The organism is Aliagarivorans taiwanensis DSM 22990 (assembly GCF_000429505.1).
Classification (GTDB): Bacteria; Pseudomonadota; Gammaproteobacteria; order Enterobacterales; family Celerinatantimonadaceae; genus Aliagarivorans; species Aliagarivorans taiwanensis.
Genome location: NZ_AUBZ01000030.1, coordinates 21,909 through 38,087, shown reverse-complemented (window position 1 = coordinate 38,087; position 16,179 = coordinate 21,909). Strand labels below are relative to the sequence as shown.

Below are 16,179 nucleotides of genomic sequence, written 5' to 3'. Positions count from 1 at the left end.
CAGCAGTAACCAGTTTCATGGAGTAGACAAAAAGTGAGCAATAAGAAAGTCACGATCAGAGACGTCGCCGCTAGGGCAGGCGTGTCTCGTGCGACGGTTTCACGGGTGTTGAATGATTTCCCCGGTGTGAAGCCCGCGCTCCGAGAGCGGGTCAATCAGGCGATGGATGAGCTTGGTTTTGCCCCGAATTACTTCTCTCAAGCGCTCGCCAAGGGCCGGTCTAACAGTATCGGTTTGATGGTGCGCTCTTTGGGGGGCTACTTCTTCGGCAGCATCATGGTTGAAGTCGAAGAGGTATTAACCAAGAAAGGTTTCCACTGCATGGTGTGCAGTGGCAGCGGTAAGTATGAAGCAGAGCGGGCAGCGGTGGACTTTATGCTGTCTCGCCAGGTGGATGCGATGATCTTGAGCACCGACTGTTTGTCGGACGAGGAGCTCATCAAGATCAACCAGAGCGGTACCCCAGTGGTGTTGATCTCCCGCGATATTGAGGAGATCCGTGACCAGTGTATCCGCTTCGATGATGCAAACGGCGGCTATAACGCCACCCAACACCTGATTGAGAATGGCCACCGTGACATTGCCACCGTCACCGGGCCGATGACCAATCGCGATGCACGCAGTCGCCTGCAGGGCTATCGCAAGGCCTTAGAGGATAACGATATCCCCTATCGCCCCGAATTAGTTTTGGAGTCGAATTTTCAGGTGCCGGGCGGCAAGCAAGCCACCGAGAAGTTATTGGCCGCTGGGCATAAGTTCAGCGCGGTGTTTTACGGAAGCGATGAGATGGCGATCGGTGGCGTGCAGGCGCTGAACCAAGCCGGTCTGTCGGTTCCAGACGATGTCTCAGTGATTGGCTTTGAGGATGTCCCTCTGAATGAGTTCCTTAAGCCACAGATGAGCTCGATGCGAATTCCGGTGTCAGATATTGGCCATTTGGCGGCCATGCGGGCGTTAAGCCTGGTTGACCAGGAACCCTTGGATTCCGCGCTTGAAGTACAGGTAGAACTGATGGAGCGAGAATCTGTGATAGCCACGTAAGCTAGCGGTCTTTACTCAACAGAGTCGGGGCTGCTAATGATAGGAACTAACCAGATGGAACTTAAAAAACTTAGCCTAGCCCTACTGCTTGTTGGTACCACCGCTGCAGCACAAGCCGCCACGACGATTCGTTATGACTGCTGGCCAAACCATGACAAAACCGCCGTCGACAAAATCGATGACTTCTATGCTGCCAACCCAGATATCAAGGTAGAGGTTCTCTCTAACAACTGGGTTGACCACCACAACAAATTGACCACTGCTCTAGCAACCGGCGACGGTGCCGGTGACTTGGTATGTATCGACGTTGAGAAGATCGGCGCGATCGTAAACCAAGGTGGCTTTACCGACCTGACCTCTGCCTTTGGCGCGGATAAAGACGCCGAGAAGTTCGTAGACTTTGCCTTCGCTCAAGGTAAAGGGACCGACGGCAACGTGTACGCGCTGCCATTGAACATCGGCCCGGGTGTGATGTACTACCGCCGCGAGCACATGCAGGACCTTGGCTTCAAGCCAGAAGAAGTGACCAAAGACTGGGATGCGCTGATCGACTGGGGTGTAGAGCTGAAGAAGAAAGGCGTTCCTCTGGTTGGTCACGCGGGTTCGATTGCCCAAACCATTATCAACACCGAAGTTGAAGAAGGTAACAGCATCTACTTCGACGCCGATGACAAGCCAATCGTGACCAGCGAGCGCTTTGTTAAAGCCTTTACCTACGCACAAAAAGCTCGTGAGCTGGGTCTTGATGGCCGTTTTGGCGACTGGAGCTCAGAGTGGTTTGAAGGTCTTAAGCAAGGTAGCTTCGCTATCCAGTTCTCTGGTGCGTGGCTGGCGGGCTTCCTTGAGTCATGGATTGCCCCAGACACCGCCGGTAAATGGGGTGTAGAAGGCCTGCCTGCCGGTTTCTACGGCTCTTGGGGCGGTACCTTCCTGGCGATTCCTGCCCAAAGCGAAAACAAAGAAGCGGCTTACAAGCTGGCTCAATGGCTGACCCAAGACCGCGACATAGTACTGTATGAGTTCGATACCAACGCTGCCTTCCCAGCGCTGCGCGCCACCTTCGATGCGCCGATGTTTGATGAAGAGATGGCTTTCTTAGGCGGTCAGCAAGCACGCCTGCTGTGGAAGGATATCGCAGAGAACATCCCTTCAGTGAAACCTTCGAAAGCGGACAATATTGCTCGTGCAATCATCCTCGAGCAGGCGCTGCCTTCAGTGGTTGAAGAAGGTAAAGATGTGAAAGTTGCGCTGGCGGAAGCTGAAAAGCTGATTGTACGCCGTATGCGCAACCTGTAATCGCTGTTGTTGTCTGTAAGCGGGGGCCGCTAGTCCCCGCTTGATTCTCAGGAAGAGTACTATGTCTCGGTCACCAAGCTTGGGTGCGATTGCTAACGTTAAGAACCCGCAACGTAAGCAACGTCGCTCCTTCAATCAGATCAGTGCCAAACTGGCACCTTATGGATTTCTTACCCCGTTTATCGTGCTGTTTTTCGTATTTTCGGTGTTTGGCTTTGTTTTCTCGCTTTATCTCTCATTCCACCAATGGAACCCGGTAGCCGGTATGGCTTCCATGAGGTTTGTGGGTTTTGAGAATTACACCTTCTCGCTCGGAGAGCCCGATTTCTACAAATCGCTATACAACACCATCTGGCTCGGTCTCGCCTCAGGGCTTAGCCAGCATTTGGTGGCGATCCCCATGGCTTATCTGTTGGTAAGCCTAGGCTCCAAATTCCGTCATTTTATGACCTCGGCATTTTTCCTGCCGTTCATTACCTCCACCGTGGCGGTGAGCCTGATTTTTGTAAACATGTACTCCGCCAATGTCGGCATCATCAACAAGGCGATTGTTGCGTTGGTCAACTTGCCGGTGATTAACTGGTTTATGGACTGGGTGAATGCCTTTATGCCGCTACGCTGGCTGGAGGACCGCACCCTGATCAAGCCCGCCATTGCCATCTTGCAGTTCTGGAAGTTTGTCGGTTTCCACCTGGTTATCTACATCTCCGGCATCCTGACTCTCAGTAAAGAGGTAGAGGAAGCAGCAATCCTTGATGGGGCCAACTGGCGTCAGCGCTTTTGGCATGTGGCATTGCCGCACCTGCGTCCGTTTATCTTCTTCGGTGTCACCCTGACCATCATCGGTAGTCTGCAGATGTTTGAAGAACCCTTCATCATCACCAACGGTACCGGTGGTATCGGTAACTCCGGTCTGACTATCTCGATGTTCCTCTACAAAGTCGCGTGGGAGTGGCTGGATATGGGCTGGGCATCGGCGATGTCGTGGCTGCTGTTCTTGATTATTGCAGCGGTCACCGCGGTGCAGTTCTTTGTATTTGGTAAGAAAGGTTTGGGAGAGCACTAATGACAACGATGAGTTTATCTAAGATGTTCACCCGTGATGAGTATGATGAGCGCTCGCTGCCGCGGCGCGTATTTGGTGGCATTGGTACCCTATTTTTCTACGCGTTCTTGCTGCTGTGTGCCTTTCTCAGTGTGTTTCCATTTATCTGGTCGGCTATTTTGTCGACCCGGACCCGCTCTGAGATCTTCTCATCTGAGCTGAGTCTACAACTGGGTAATGCGCTGTTTGAGAACTATGAGTCGCTGATTGATACCCTGCCGTTCTGGAACTCGATGTTTAACAGTATCTATGTGTCAGGCCTTGGCACCGTGGTATCGATACTGTTCTGCTCGATGGGGGGCTATGCCTTCGCGGTCTATCAGTTCCGCGGTAAAGGGGCGATCTTTGGCACCATGGTGGCATCGATGATGGTGCCGCCCATTTTGGGGCTGATTCCCTACTACATGATCATCCAGTATCTGGGCTTGTTGAACACGCGCTTGGCTCTATGGCTGCCGTTTACCGCAACCCCGTTTGCGATCTTCTTGGTGCGTCAGTATGTGATTGCCTCAATCCCAAGGGAGCTGATTGAGTCAGCCCGCATCGACGGTGCGGGCGAGTTCTCTATCTATTTCCGCATCGCGCTGCCGCTGATGAAGCCGGTGCTGGGTACGGTGGCTATCGTTCAGTTCGTATTCTTCTGGAATAACTTCCTGGCACCGCTGATCGTTACCTCCAGCCAAGATATGTATGTGGTGACCTTGGCGCTGCGCACGGTGCAGGGCCTGCCCAATACGCCGTGGGGGGCGGTGATGCTCGGAACGACCATTTCGATTATGCCGATTGTCACCTTCTATCTGTTTGCCTCAAGGCAGATGATCGCCGGCCTGACTAGCGGGGCAGTGAAAGGCTAGCTCTCTCGTATCAAAGCAAGCCTAAGAATAAAGCCATACCTTTGGGGATGGCTTTACTTTTTTGGGTGATTCTTCGACAATCCGCCGCGGTTTTGTGTGGAAGTAGTCGATGTTTGAATTCCCTTTGTTGAGTGTGGCGGCCCTAAGTTTCGTAGTGATTTTTGCTGCGGAGTTTGGCGATAAAAGCCAAATCGTTTGCATGACTTTGGCTGCGCAGCATCGTCCACTGCGAGTGTTCCTAGGCGCTGCATCGTCGTTTGCTTTATTAAATTTACTCGCGGTCACCTTAGGCTCCAGCCTGGCCAGTTGGTTGCCGGAGATCCTGATTAGCGTGCTTGCAGCGGCATTGTTTGGCTATTTTGGGGTTCAGAGTTTACGCAATGCGGATGAGGATGACGAAGAGCTCGATTGCAGTCAAACCAAGCCGGGACGAAGTGTTTTCCTGTCTACCTTTAGCATGATCTTCGTGGCGGAGCTGGGCGATAAAACCCAGATAGCTACTGCTACCATGAGTACTACCGAGTCGCCATTGGCGGTGTGGTTAGGTGCGACCTCGGCCTTAATCGCCACCTCTGCCATTGGCGTGGTGGTAGGCAACAAGTTGATTGCTCGCGTCAACCCTCTGTGGTTACACCGAGTGAGTGGGGCGCTGTTTTTGCTGATGGCCGTGCTCACCGTGCTGGAAATCTTGTTGTGATTTCTAGCTAGCTTTCTTTTAGCGTCTTTACGCTATTTCGTTAAAGTATTGCGGGATCCGGCGGAACAAACCAACGATTCGTGATCCTGATCGCTCCTGCAAGTTTTCACTATTGTCCCTTCAAAAAGCGTAATAGCTACCAAATCCCACTCTGGCATTGTAGTAACACCTGAAACCGATGCCATGGGCTGTTCCTCGCATCGGTTGTTCGCTTACCTCAACTGAACGAAGGACATCGATCTTATGAGTTCACTACTCGCTCAACTGAAACAATACACCACGGTTGTAGCTGATACCGGCGACCTGGATACCATGCGCAAGTTCTCTCCAGAAGACGCTACCACTAACCCATCTTTGATCGTAAAAGCCTTGGGTCTGCCTGAATACTCAACTCTGCTGGCCGAGGTTGCTGCATGGGCCAAAACCCAAAGCAATGACCAAGCTGAGCAAATTGAAATGGCCGCCGACAAGCTGGTTGTCACCATTGGCTGTAAAGTTCTGGAGCTGGTTCCTGGCCGTATCTCTACCGAAGTTGACGCGCGTCTGTCGTTCGATACCGAAGCGAGTATTGCCAAAGCGCGTCGCCTGATTGAGCTGTATGAAGCCGCTGGCGTAAGCAAAGATCGCGTACTGATCAAACTGGCGTCTACCTGGCAAGGCATCCGCGCCGCTGAGCAGCTGGAAAAAGAAGGCATCAACTGTAACCTGACCCTGCTGTTCTCATTCGCTCAAGCGCGTGCTTGTGCTGAAGCAGGCGTGTTCCTGATTTCTCCGTTCGTTGGCCGTATCTTGGATTGGTACAAAGCCAAAGACGCCAACGCTGATTTTGCTGGCGCGAAAGATCCCGGCGTTATCTCAGTGACCGACATCTACAACTACTACAAAGAGCACGGCTACAACACCGTAGTGATGGGCGCAAGCTTCCGTAACATCGGTGAGATCGTTGAGCTGGCCGGTTGTGACCGTCTGACCATTGGCCCTGCGCTGCTAGAAGAGTTGGACAACACCGACGCTGAGCTGGAAGTGCGTCTACAAGACAAAGGCGTAACGACCAACCGCCCAGAGCCAATGACTGAAGCTGCCTTCTACTGGGCACACAACGAAGATGCCATGGCTACCGAGAAGCTGGCTGAAGGTATCCGCGCGTTCGCCGTCGACCAGGAAAAACTGGACGCGATGCTGATTGAAGCGCTTAACGCTTAATTTTTTGAATACAGGAACATAGAAGATGACTCATCCTCGTCAACGTTTCGCTAATGCTATCCGCGCTCTGAGCATGGACGGCGTACAGCAAGCTAAATCAGGTCACCCTGGCGCCCCAATGGGCATGGCTGACATCGCTGAAGTTCTGTGGCGTGACCACCTGAACCACAACCCAGCCAACCCAGCGTGGAGCAACCGCGACCGCTTCGTACTGTCTAACGGCCACGGCTCTATGCTGTTGTACTCGCTACTGCACCTGAGCGGCTACGCGCTACCCATCGAAGAGCTGAAAAACTTCCGCCAACTGCACTCTAAGACTCCGGGTCACCCAGAGTACGGTTACGCGCCGGGCGTAGAGACCACCACAGGTCCTCTGGGCCAAGGTATTGCCAACGCGGTAGGTATGGCGCTGGCAGAGAAAATGCTGGGCGCTCAGTTCAACCGTGAAGGCCATGATATCGTTGATCACTACACCTACGCCTTCATGGGCGACGGCTGTTTGATGGAAGGCATCTCGCACGAAGTGTGTTCTCTGGCCGGTACGCTGGGCCTGAACAAGCTGGTTGCCTTCTGGGATGACAACGGCATCTCTATCGATGGTCACGTTGAAGGCTGGTTCACTGACGACACCCCTGCACGTTTCGAGTCTTACGGCTGGCACGTGATCCGCGGTGTAGACGGTCACGATCCAGAAGCTATCAACGCGGCTATCGAAGCGGCGAAAGCAGAAACGGCTAAGCCGACTCTGATTTGTACCAAAACCATCATCGGTTTCGGTTCACCTAACAAGTCTGGTTCTCACGACTGTCACGGCGCCCCTCTGGGTGACGAAGAAATCAAAGCAGCCCGTGAATTCCTGGGCTGGGAGCACCCTGCATTTGAAATCCCTGCTGACGTTTACCAAGCATGGGATGGTAAAGGCAAAGGCGGTGAGCTGGAGCAAGCCTGGGACGCTAAGTTCGACGCTTACAAAAAAGCGCACCCAGAGCTGGCTGCTGAATACGCACGTCGCGTAACTGGCGAGCTACCAGAGAACTGGAAAGCAGAAACTGCAGCGCTGCTAAGCCGCCTGCAAAACGAGCCAGCGAACATTGCTAGCCGTCAAGCCTCTAAGAACACTCTGGACGTAATCGGTAAGATTCTGCCAGAACTGCTGGGCGGTTCTGCTGACCTTGCGCCATCTAACCTGACCTTCCACGCTAGCTCTAAGTCTGTGACTGCTGATGACGCGTCTGGTAACTACATCCACTACGGTGTACGTGAGTTTGGTATGAGCGCTATGCAGAACGGTATCGCTCTGCACGGTGGTTTCGTACCTTACAGCGCTACCTTCCTGATGTTCATGGAATACGCGCGTAACGCAGTACGTATGGCTGCGCTGATGAAGCAGCGTTCTATCTTCGTTTACACGCACGACTCTATCGGTCTGGGTGAAGATGGCCCGACTCACCAGCCGGTTGAGCAAGTCGCTAGCCTACGCCTGACGCCGAACATGGAAACCTGGCGTCCTTGTGACCAAGTTGAGTCAGCGGCTTCTTGGATCAATGCGGTTGAGCGTGTTGACGGCCCAAGTGCACTGATCTTCTCTCGCCAAGGTCTGGCTCAGCAAAAACGTAGTGCCGAGCAGCTAGAGCAAATCAGCCGTGGTGCCTACATCCTGAAAGACAGCGCAGCTGCGCCTGAGCTTATCCTGATTGCAACCGGTTCTGAAGTTGAGCTGGCTGTAGACGCGGCCGCTAAGCTGACTGAGCAAGGCAAACAAGTTCGCGTTGTGTCTATGCCTTGTAGTGAGCGTTTCGACAAGCAAGATGCAGCTTACCGTGAAGCGGTACTGCCAAGCAGCGTACGCGCACGTGTAGCCATCGAAGCACTGTCTGCAGACTTCTGGGGCAAGTACGTTGGCCTAGACGGTGCAACTGTAGGTATGACTACCTTCGGTGAATCTGCGCCCGCCGGTGAGCTGTTCAAGATGTTTGGCTTCACTGTTGAAAACGTTGTTGATACTGCGTTGACTGTGCTGGCCAAATAAGCCAGTTCTCACCAGTGTTAGAAGGCAAGCCTGCGGGCTTGCCTTTTTTGATCCTGCGACCGAATGGCTGGATGAGCATACGCAGCGAGTTTCAGTAAGCCTTGTCATAATACCAATCTACATAAGTAACTGATCATTCTTGCTGGTTAAAATCACTGATGACAGCGTCGGCGCTTTTGTAATTAGTCCACTAGTTACGGCAAGCGCCTCCTTGTCCTCAGTGATTTTCCCTGCGCAATATTTGCTCATTAACTTATCCAGATTGGTATAAGCTTGATTTTAGTTTTATGAAAACCACTGTTAAACACAGGGTTAAGCACTTGTAAATAACCATAACAAAACCAGATATCTTAAAGATCGGGCGATTAAAACGGGAGTTAGCGCACGAAAAGCAAATAGCTGAAATTGGTCGCCACTTTTCATAATTGGCAACGTTCTCACGGGGGTGAAAAATGGCTCCACACAACGGGAGAGTTGGCTCTCCACAACGATTTACCACCAAGGAGCACGTTCAGATGTCTCAATATTTTGCTGATTTTGATAAGGTCAAGTTCGAAGGGCCAGAGTCTACTAACCCGCTAGCTTTCCGCCACTACGACGCCAACAAAGTTGTACTGGGCAAAACCATGGCTGAGCACCTGCGCTTTGCTGCTTGCTACTGGCACAACTTCTGCTGGAACGGTTTTGATATCTTCGGTGAAGGTACCTTTGACCGTCCATGGTTCAAAGCTGGCAGCGAAATGGATGTGGCTAAAGCGAAAGCCGATGTTGCATTCGACCTGTTCACCAAGCTGGGCGTGAACTACTACTCGTTCCACGATGTTGACGTAGCCCCAGGCGGCAACTCAATCCGTGAGTACAAAGAAAACATGGCCGTGATGATGGACGTGTTGGCTAAGAAACAAGAAGAAACTGGCATGAAGCTGATGTGGGGCACCGCGAACGCGTTCTCTCACAAGCGTTACATGTCTGGTGCGGGCTCTAACCCGAACCCAGAGATCTTCGCTTACGCAGCTGCGCAAGTATTCACTGCAATGAATGCCACTAAAGCACTGGGCGGCGAGAACTACGTACTGTGGGGCGGCCGTGAAGGTTACGAAACCCTGCTGAACACCGACCTGCGTCAAGAGCGTGAGCAGCTAGGTCGCTTCTTCCAGATGGTTGTCGAGCACAAGCATAAGATTGGCTTCAAAGGCACCCTGCTGATCGAGCCTAAGCCTGCTGAGCCTACCAAGCACCAGTATGACTACGACACCGCCACTGTATACGGCTTCCTGAAGCAATTCGGCCTGGAAGACGAAGTGAAAGTAAACATCGAAGTTAACCACGCGACTTTGGCTGGTCACTCGTTCCACCACGAGATTGCCACTGCGATTTCTCTGGGTCTGTTCGGTTCTATCGATGCTAACCGCGGTGATGCACAACTGGGTTGGGATACCGACCAGTTCCCGAACAGCGTTGAAGAGTGGACCCCAGTAATGTACGACATCCTGCGCTCTGGTGGTTTCACCACCGGCGGCCTGATGTTCGATACCAAACTGCGTCGCCAATCTATCGATGCGGCTGACTTCTTCCACGGTCACGTTGGCGGCATGGATACCTGTGCTCTGGCACTTGAGAAAGCAGCTGCACTGATTGAAAGCGAAGAGCTAAGTAAGAAAGTGGCAGCGCGTTACGCGGGCTGGAGCGGTGAGTTCGGTAAAGCAATTATGACCGGCGACCACAGCTTGGAGTCAATCGCGAACTACGCCTTCGACAACAACATCGACCCACAACACGTGTCTGGTCAACAAGAGCTGCTAGAGAATATCGTTAACAAGCATATCTTTAAGTAAGCACTCGCTATCGCGATAACAAAGAGCTGGCAGTTGCCAGCTCTTTTTGTATCTGCGGTTTACTTGCGTTTAGTTTGACTGAGCCGCCTGCTGCGGTTGGATGAGCCGGCCTCAGGCTTTTCCGGAAGCGGCGCACGCTCGTGCAGTAAATGCCTTATCGCCAGTATCGGGTGATGCAGCAGCATACGTGGCCCGGCGTAACGCATAATCACCTGCATCTGTAGTTTCGGCTCGGGCTTGTAGCAGTGGATGGGGCAGCGGTTACAGGTGGGTTTAGCCTCGCCATAGGGGCAGCGGTCCAGACGCAGCTTCGCGTATTCAAGTAGCGCGGCGCAATCGGCGCAAGGGCCAGATGTGCAAGGGCCAAATTTGCAAGGACTAAGCGTGCTGCGATGCTGCTGGCGACAGTAGAGCTCGACCATGGCTCGCACGGTTTCAAACTCACGCAGCAACTTACCGTAGAGTATCAGTTGTTGTGGCATATCTTCGTTATTCGCTATCTGCTGCGAATAGCTTAACAAATTCGCCTGGCAGGCATAGACTCGCAGATCACGACTTGGTCAGCGGAGCAAACCAATGAAAATCGAACATATCGGCTTGTGGGTGCATGATCTGGAGGCGATGAAGGCCTTCTATGAGCGCTACTTTGGGGCAAGCGCCGGAGAGCGTTATCACAATCCCGCTAAGCAGTTTCAATCCTACTTTCTCAGTTTTCCGCCTTCTCCGGGCGCTTCGTCCTCAGCAAAAGGCGCTCGGCTGGAGTTGATGCACCGACCGGGTTTGGCAACGGCGCAAACAGATGCAGTGGGGTGGGCGCACCTAGCCATCGAGTTGGGCAGCAAGCTGGCGGTGGACCAACTCAGCCAGCGGCTGGTGGATGATGGCTACACCTTGGCCGATGGCCCTAGAACCACCGGCGATGGCTACTACGAAGCCGTCGTGCTCGACCCTGAGGGCAACCGCTTGGAGTTGTGCGAGTAACCCGCTATTCCGACAAGCTGGCTAAGACTTCAGTTTGTTGACGATAAATAGCAGCAGCACCGCACCGACTACCGCGGTGACCAACGAGCCGATCAGGCCGCTGCTGCTCAGTCCCAGCAAGGAGAACAGCAGGCCACCTAACACCGAGCCTATCACCCCGACCACAATGTTCCCCAGCACGCCAAAGCCCGAGCCCTTCATGATCTTGCCCGCCAGCCAACCGGCCAGCGCGCCGATAATCAAAAACAGTACCAAACCCATGATTTTCTCCTCGTTGCTAAACTGTTAAGTGCTCGAATGCTAAGTGCCCGGCAAAACTTGCTGAATAAAGTTGGCGACAAAAAACTTTTATGACTAATTTGTCATTAATGAGTTTTACGGAGTATGCCATGACTCGAAGCCACGCATTAACTCTCGCACTATTGGGTGTGCCTAGCTTGCACTACGCCGCCGAGCAAACCGTGCCGCTGATGCTCGCTACTAACTATAGTCAAGGGCGCGATGTTAGCGGGCTGTGGTATAGCGAGAAATACGACGGTATCCGCGTCTTCTGGGATGGCCAGCAGATGCTGAGTCGCAGTGGTTTACCGCTGGCCATACCCGATAGCCTGCTGGCCGAGCTACCCAAGCAGCAGTTGGATGGTGAACTGTGGCTGGGCCGGGGCCAGTTTGAAAGCCTGTTGGGCTTGGTGAAGCGCGGCCAGCCGGCTGACCCCGACTGGCAGACTCTGCGGTTTATGGTATTCGACAGGCCGGATTTTCCCGGCGATTATCAGCTGCGCTATCAGCAACTGCCCGCGCTGCTAGCGGATGTGAGCTGGGCGGAAGTGGTGCAGTACCAAGCGGTGGCTGACCCAGACTTTCTGCGCAAACAGTTGATGAGTGTTGAGCAACAAGGCGGTGAAGGGCTGATCATTCGCGACCCGCAAAGCCTTTATATTCCGGGGCGTTCACAAGGCTTTATCAAGTACAAAACCTATCAGGATGGCGAGGCTAAGGTGGTTGGCTATAGCCCGGGAAAGGGCAAGTACCAAGGGATGCTGGGGGCATTGATCGTAGAAGCGGCCGATGGTCGGCGCTTTAAGCTGGGCAGTGGCTTTAGCGATGAGCAGCGGCGCAATCCGCCAGAGTTGGGTAGCTGGGTGGAATATCACTACAATGGATTAACTGGCAACGATACGCCGCGTTTCGCGCGATTTGTGCGTGATCTAAGCGAACTTTCCACTCGCTGATTCTCACGCGCGACAGTTCCTCTTTGTAAGCCAGCCTTGTCGGACTGGCCGCACCTTAATTGTCAAAAAATAAAATGTTTTTTGTCACTTATCTATACTTTACCAATTACTCAGTTAAACGTTTACGGAATGCGCTTCAAGGAACGAATCGCCGCATTAGTCATGCTGCTGCAATTTGGGCTGCTCGCCACCGCATTGGCCCAAGCATCAATCACTTACTCGATTGTCCTAACAGCGGTGAGTGTGCTGCTGTTAATCCTTTTGCTGCGTCAACAAGAGCAGGTCGCTTGCCCGATCAATCATGATATGCACTTGGTGCCGGATGCCATCTTGCTGGTTAATCAGCAGGGGCGGATCTGCTATGCCAACCCTGCGGCCGAAACCCTCCTGCAATGCAAACAGGCCGAGCTCAAAGGGCGGGTGATCGAAGACTTCGTTCCAGAGCACATCAAGAAGCATCATAAGAATCTGCGCAATATGTTCTTAAACTCCAGCGAGCGGGAGCAGGTGCGCGCTTTAGTCACCCTGATGAACCACCATAACCAGCGGGTCGATTGCGAGTTGTTCCTGTCACGCCAAGAGATTAACCATGAAGTGTTCGCGGTGGCATCGCTGCGCACCACCGAGCAGCATCAGCAGCTTGCCCGGCAACTCAAAGAGATGGAGAAGCGCTTCCTCGATACCTTCGATAGCGTTGCTATCGGCATGGCCCATGTCTCGTTAGGTGGCCATTTTGTCAGGGTGAACAAGGCGCTCTGTGAGTTTCTTGGTTACCCCTCGGAAGAGCTGCTGACTATGAGCTTTCAAGAGGTTACCCACCCCGATGATTTAGATACCGATCTCAAGCGCGTGAATCGTCTGCTTAACGGTGAGATTACCTCCTACAAGCTGGAGAAGCGCTATCGCCACCGCGAAGGACATTATCTGTGGGCGCGGCTGAGTGTGTCGCTGATCCGCGATGAGCTAAACCACCCCCAGTACTTTGTGTCGGCCATCGAGAACATTGCTGAGCGCAAACAGGCCGAGGCCCTGCTCCATCAATCGGAGCGAAAGTTCCGCACCATGCTGGAGTCGTTGTCCGATGACACGGTAGTGTGGATGACCAGCCCCGATCGCAAGCGGGTGCTGTATGTGAATCCGGGCTTTTTTAAGGTGTTTGGCCGCAATGCCAACACTCTGTACACCGGCCCGCTTAGTTACCAAGAGCTGGTACACCCTGAAGATATCAGCAAGCTTCAGCAGGTAGTGCACGACCCTGCCAGCACCGACTGGGGAGTGGATTATCGAATCAATCGCGAAGATGGCCAGCTGCGCTTTATTCGCGAGACCTGCTTTGCGGTGTATGACGAGCACGGTGAGCTGAACTGTCTGGTGCACACCGCCTTGGATCGCACCCACGACAAGATGGTGCAAAACCTGCTCGATGACTCACTCAAACAGCTTAAGCGCGCCTATGAAGAGCTGGCCGATTCAGCTGAGCGCGATGGCCTGACCAATGTGCTTAACCGCAGCGCCATTGTTAAGCGCATCGAGAACGAGTTTCTCTATCACCAGCGTAGCGGCCATCCTTCTTGTCTGGTGTTTATCGATCTCGATCGCTTCAAACAACTCAACGACCGCTATGGCCACGGGGTGGGGGATAAGGCCTTGGAGCTGCTGGCAAGTCATCTGCGCGACAACCTGCGCCAAACCGATGAGATTGGCCGTTATGGAGGGGATGAGTTCATCTTGCTGCTGCGCAACACCGAGATTGCCGAGGCCAAGCTGTTTGTTAATCGCCTGGCGCTGGAGCAGCTCTCGCTCACTGAGCTGACCGGCGATCAGCTCAAGCTTGGCCTATCGTTGGGCCTGTCCGAGCTGGGGCCGCATATCAAGAGCGTGGAGCATTGGATTAATCACGCCGACGAGTTGATGTATCAACACAAGGAGATTGGCCGCCAGGATCTCACCCGCTAGCCGCTCTCCTTAGATCACTCTCGCCTAGTATCGCTGAGCTAACCGAGCGCGCGGTCCCAGTCTTTCCACACCACTTGATAGCCTTTGTCGGCCACTACCTCGGCGATATCGTCGGGGTGGCGGCCATCATCAATCTCAAACTGTTCCAACGCACGTTCAGTGGCATCGCTGTAGCCGCCCGGCTGGGTGCTGGAGTAGGCGCTCATGGTGGTGATCCCCAGCGGAAACACGTGGTCCCTGAAGTGGGCCGACTCGCGGGTCGAAAGCGAGAGCTCCACATCGGGGTTAAACAGCCGATAGGCACAGATAAGCTGCACCAGCTGGCGATCACTCATCACTGATTTAGGCTGGAAGCCTCCTTCGCACGGGCGCAGGCGTGGGAAGGAGATGGAGAAGCGGGTGCGCCAGAAGCGTCGCTCCAAGTATTGCAGATGAGCGGCCACATAGAATGAGTCGCTGCGCCATTCATCCAAGCCGAGCAGTGCGCCAATGCCGATCTTGCGGATTCCGGCGTCCCCTAAGCGCTCGGCGGTGGCCAAGCGGAAGTCGAAATCGCGCTTCTTGCCTTTGGGGTGAACCTCGGCGTAGCGCGGGCGCTTGTAGGTCTCTTGATAGACCATCACCGCATCCAGCCCCATGCCGATCAGCTCTTGGTATTCGTGCTGCTCCAGCGGCTGCACCTCCATGCTGACATGGTTAAAGTACTGCTTGACCATGGGCACCGCTTGGCGGAAGTAGTCCATGCCGACCTTGCGCTCGCTCTCCCCGGTCACCAGCAGGATGTGGTCGAAGCCAAGGTCTTTGATGGCTTCCAGCTCTGATTTGAGCTGATCCATATCCAAGGTAACCCGGCGCAGTTTGTTGCCCATGGAAAACCCACAGTAGTCGCACACGTTGCTGCACATATTGCTCAGATACAGCGGGATATACAGCTGCATGGTTTTGCCAAAGCGCTGCTGGGTCAGGGCATGGCTGCGCTGGGCCATCTGTTCCAGATAGGGCTCGGCGGCGGGGCTAATCAGCGCTTTAAAGTCCTGCAGATCCAGCTTGGATTTAGCCAGCGCCTGCTCGACTTGCGCGCTGGAGATACTGTTGATCTCCAGCTGTAGCGCCGCATCATCAAACTGGCTGAGGGTATCGGCAAAGCTCATTGCTTTCTCCTTGTCGCTGCGGCTTACAGGCCATCTAAGAACGAGGTCAGTGGGCTGGAGGCTTCCGCTGATTGACGCTGTGCACCCAAGCCCGCTTCAAAGGCGGCGCGACCGGCCTCAACCGCTTGGGCAAAGGCACGCGACATAGCGATAGGATCGCCGGCAACCGCCATGGCGGTGTTTACCAGTACCGCATCCGCACCTAGCTCCATGGCCCAGGCTGCATGCGAAGGTGCGCCGATACCGGCATCGACCACAACGGGCACGCGGGCCTGCTCGATAATAATCTGCAAGAAATCGTGAGTCGCCAGGCCCTTGTTGGTGCCAATTGGCGCGCCTAGTGGCATCACCGCAGCGCAGCCCACTTCCTCTAAGCGCTTACATAGCACCGGGTCGGCATGCACATAGGGCAGTACCACAAAGCCCAGCTCCACCAGCTTTTCGGCGGCTTTAAGGGTTTCAATGGGATCGGGCAGTAGATACTTAGGATCCGGGTGGATCTCTAGCTTAAGCCAGTTGGTTTGTAGCGCTTCGCGTGCCAGCTGGGCGGCGAATACCGCTTCTTCCGCGTTGCGAGCACCGGAGGTGTTGGGTAGCAGGTTCAGCCCGGCGTCTACTAGCGGCGCCAAAATGTCATCTTGGTTGTCGTTTACATCGACACGTTTGAGCGCCATGGTCACCAGCTCAGAGCCAGAGGCCTTGATGCTCTCTGCCATCACGGCGGAGTTGGCGTACTTACCGGTGCCGGTAAACAGGCGGCTGTTAAAGGTTTTGTCGGCAATGGTTAACTGGCTCATGG

Annotated in this window: 15 protein-coding genes; 11 read left to right on the top strand and 4 right to left on the bottom strand. The window is 54.0% G+C overall.

Annotated features, from left to right (window positions below):
• Nucleotides 1-33: 33 nt before the first annotated feature.
• The 8 genes from G462_RS0114670 (at nt 34) to xylA (ending at nt 10,060) form a co-directional block, all read left to right on the top strand.
• A complete protein-coding gene (locus G462_RS0114670; RefSeq protein ID WP_026959659.1) occupies nt 34-1,041 on the top strand; it encodes a LacI family DNA-binding transcriptional regulator in 1,008 nt (335 codons plus the stop codon).
• Between the two features lie 54 nt (nt 1,042-1,095).
• The gene (locus G462_RS0114665) at nt 1,096-2,337 is read left to right on the top strand and encodes an ABC transporter substrate-binding protein (protein WP_026959658.1); all 1,242 of its coding nucleotides are present in this window, start codon (nt 1,096-1,098) and stop codon (nt 2,335-2,337) included.
• 61 nt (nt 2,338-2,398) lie between these two features.
• The gene (locus G462_RS0114660; protein ID WP_051326769.1) at nt 2,399-3,403 is read left to right on the top strand and encodes a carbohydrate ABC transporter permease; all 1,005 of its coding nucleotides are present in this window, start codon (nt 2,399-2,401) and stop codon (nt 3,401-3,403) included.
• Nucleotides 3,403-4,296 (top strand): carbohydrate ABC transporter permease, encoded by an 894-nt coding sequence (locus tag G462_RS0114655; RefSeq protein WP_026959656.1) that lies wholly within the window; start codon nt 3,403-3,405, stop codon nt 4,294-4,296. Before G462_RS0114660 ends, G462_RS0114655 begins: the two co-directional genes overlap by 1 nt.
• A 109-nt stretch (nt 4,297-4,405) precedes the next feature.
• A complete protein-coding gene (locus tag G462_RS0114650) occupies nt 4,406-4,993 on the top strand; it encodes a TMEM165/GDT1 family protein (RefSeq protein ID WP_026959655.1) in 588 nt (195 codons plus the stop codon).
• A 243-nt stretch (nt 4,994-5,236) separates the two neighbouring features.
• Complete coding sequence (gene tal / locus G462_RS0114645) at nt 5,237-6,196, top strand: transaldolase (RefSeq protein WP_026959654.1); 960 nt, start codon at nt 5,237-5,239, stop codon at nt 6,194-6,196.
• Between the two features lie 25 nt (nt 6,197-6,221).
• Nucleotides 6,222-8,225, top strand: coding sequence for a transketolase (gene tkt, locus G462_RS0114640; protein WP_026959653.1), 2,004 nt, complete (start codon nt 6,222-6,224; stop codon nt 8,223-8,225).
• 515 nt (nt 8,226-8,740) lie between these two features.
• On the top strand, nt 8,741-10,060 hold the full coding sequence (gene xylA / locus G462_RS0114635; protein WP_026959652.1) for a xylose isomerase: 1,320 nt from the start codon (nt 8,741-8,743) through the stop codon (nt 10,058-10,060).
• 59 nt (nt 10,061-10,119) lie between these two features.
• Here xylA and G462_RS0114630 read toward each other — a convergent pair whose 3' ends face one another.
• The gene (locus G462_RS0114630) at nt 10,120-10,542 is read right to left on the bottom strand and encodes a nitrous oxide-stimulated promoter family protein (RefSeq protein WP_026959651.1); all 423 of its coding nucleotides are present in this window, start codon (nt 10,540-10,542) and stop codon (nt 10,120-10,122) included.
• Nucleotides 10,543-10,636: 94 nt separating this feature from the next.
• Here G462_RS0114630 and G462_RS0114625 point away from each other — a divergent pair, with 94 nt between their 5' ends.
• A complete protein-coding gene (locus G462_RS0114625; RefSeq protein WP_026959650.1) occupies nt 10,637-11,041 on the top strand; it encodes a VOC family protein in 405 nt (134 codons plus the stop codon).
• Nucleotides 11,042-11,062: 21 nt separating this feature from the next.
• Here G462_RS0114625 and G462_RS0114620 read toward each other — a convergent pair whose 3' ends face one another.
• Nucleotides 11,063-11,302 (bottom strand): GlsB/YeaQ/YmgE family stress response membrane protein, encoded by a 240-nt coding sequence (locus tag G462_RS0114620; RefSeq protein WP_026959649.1) that lies wholly within the window; start codon nt 11,300-11,302, stop codon nt 11,063-11,065.
• A gap of 128 nt (nt 11,303-11,430) precedes the next feature.
• Here G462_RS0114620 and G462_RS22910 point away from each other — a divergent pair, with 128 nt between their 5' ends.
• Both G462_RS22910 and G462_RS0114610 read left to right on the top strand, forming a co-directional pair.
• Complete coding sequence (locus G462_RS22910) at nt 11,431-12,273, top strand: DNA ligase (RefSeq protein WP_035477824.1); 843 nt, start codon at nt 11,431-11,433, stop codon at nt 12,271-12,273.
• 129 nt (nt 12,274-12,402) lie between these two features.
• On the top strand, nt 12,403-14,229 hold the full coding sequence (locus tag G462_RS0114610; RefSeq protein WP_084405081.1) for a PAS domain S-box protein: 1,827 nt from the start codon (nt 12,403-12,405) through the stop codon (nt 14,227-14,229).
• Between the two features lie 38 nt (nt 14,230-14,267).
• Here the strand turns inward: G462_RS0114610 and thiH are convergent, their stop codons facing one another.
• Both thiH and G462_RS0114600 read right to left on the bottom strand, forming a co-directional pair.
• Nucleotides 14,268-15,380, bottom strand: coding sequence for a 2-iminoacetate synthase ThiH (gene thiH / locus G462_RS0114605; RefSeq protein WP_026959647.1), 1,113 nt, complete (start codon nt 15,378-15,380; stop codon nt 14,268-14,270).
• A 23-nt stretch (nt 15,381-15,403) separates the two neighbouring features.
• Nucleotides 15,404-16,177, bottom strand: coding sequence for a thiazole synthase (locus tag G462_RS0114600; RefSeq protein ID WP_026959646.1), 774 nt, complete (start codon nt 16,175-16,177; stop codon nt 15,404-15,406).
• Nucleotides 16,178-16,179: the final 2 nt, after the last annotated feature.

What these genes read in the sequence shown, in the direction of transcription:
- tal (WP_026959654.1), top strand. Translation starts at nt 5,237, where the DNA reads ATGAGTTCACTACTCGCTCAACTGAAACAATACACCACGGTTGTAGCT.
- G462_RS0114630 (WP_026959651.1), bottom strand. Translation starts at nt 10,542, where the DNA reads ATGCCACAACAACTGATACTCTACGGTAAGTTGCTGCGTGAGTTTGAA.
- G462_RS0114655 (WP_026959656.1), top strand. Translation starts at nt 3,403, where the DNA reads ATGACAACGATGAGTTTATCTAAGATGTTCACCCGTGATGAGTATGAT.
- G462_RS0114620 (WP_026959649.1), bottom strand. Translation starts at nt 11,302, where the DNA reads ATGGGTTTGGTACTGTTTTTGATTATCGGCGCGCTGGCCGGTTGGCTG.
- xylA (WP_026959652.1), top strand. Translation starts at nt 8,741, where the DNA reads ATGTCTCAATATTTTGCTGATTTTGATAAGGTCAAGTTCGAAGGGCCA.
- G462_RS0114610 (WP_084405081.1), top strand. Translation starts at nt 12,403, where the DNA reads ATGCGCTTCAAGGAACGAATCGCCGCATTAGTCATGCTGCTGCAATTT.
- thiH (WP_026959647.1), bottom strand. Translation starts at nt 15,380, where the DNA reads ATGAGCTTTGCCGATACCCTCAGCCAGTTTGATGATGCGGCGCTACAG.
- G462_RS0114600 (WP_026959646.1), bottom strand. Translation starts at nt 16,177, where the DNA reads ATGAGCCAGTTAACCATTGCCGACAAAACCTTTAACAGCCGCCTGTTT.
- G462_RS0114665 (WP_026959658.1), top strand. Translation starts at nt 1,096, where the DNA reads ATGGAACTTAAAAAACTTAGCCTAGCCCTACTGCTTGTTGGTACCACC.
- G462_RS0114650 (WP_026959655.1), top strand. Translation starts at nt 4,406, where the DNA reads ATGTTTGAATTCCCTTTGTTGAGTGTGGCGGCCCTAAGTTTCGTAGTG.
- tkt (WP_026959653.1), top strand. Translation starts at nt 6,222, where the DNA reads ATGACTCATCCTCGTCAACGTTTCGCTAATGCTATCCGCGCTCTGAGC.
- G462_RS22910 (WP_035477824.1), top strand. Translation starts at nt 11,431, where the DNA reads ATGACTCGAAGCCACGCATTAACTCTCGCACTATTGGGTGTGCCTAGC.
- G462_RS0114660 (WP_051326769.1), top strand. Translation starts at nt 2,399, where the DNA reads ATGTCTCGGTCACCAAGCTTGGGTGCGATTGCTAACGTTAAGAACCCG.
- G462_RS0114625 (WP_026959650.1), top strand. Translation starts at nt 10,637, where the DNA reads ATGAAAATCGAACATATCGGCTTGTGGGTGCATGATCTGGAGGCGATG.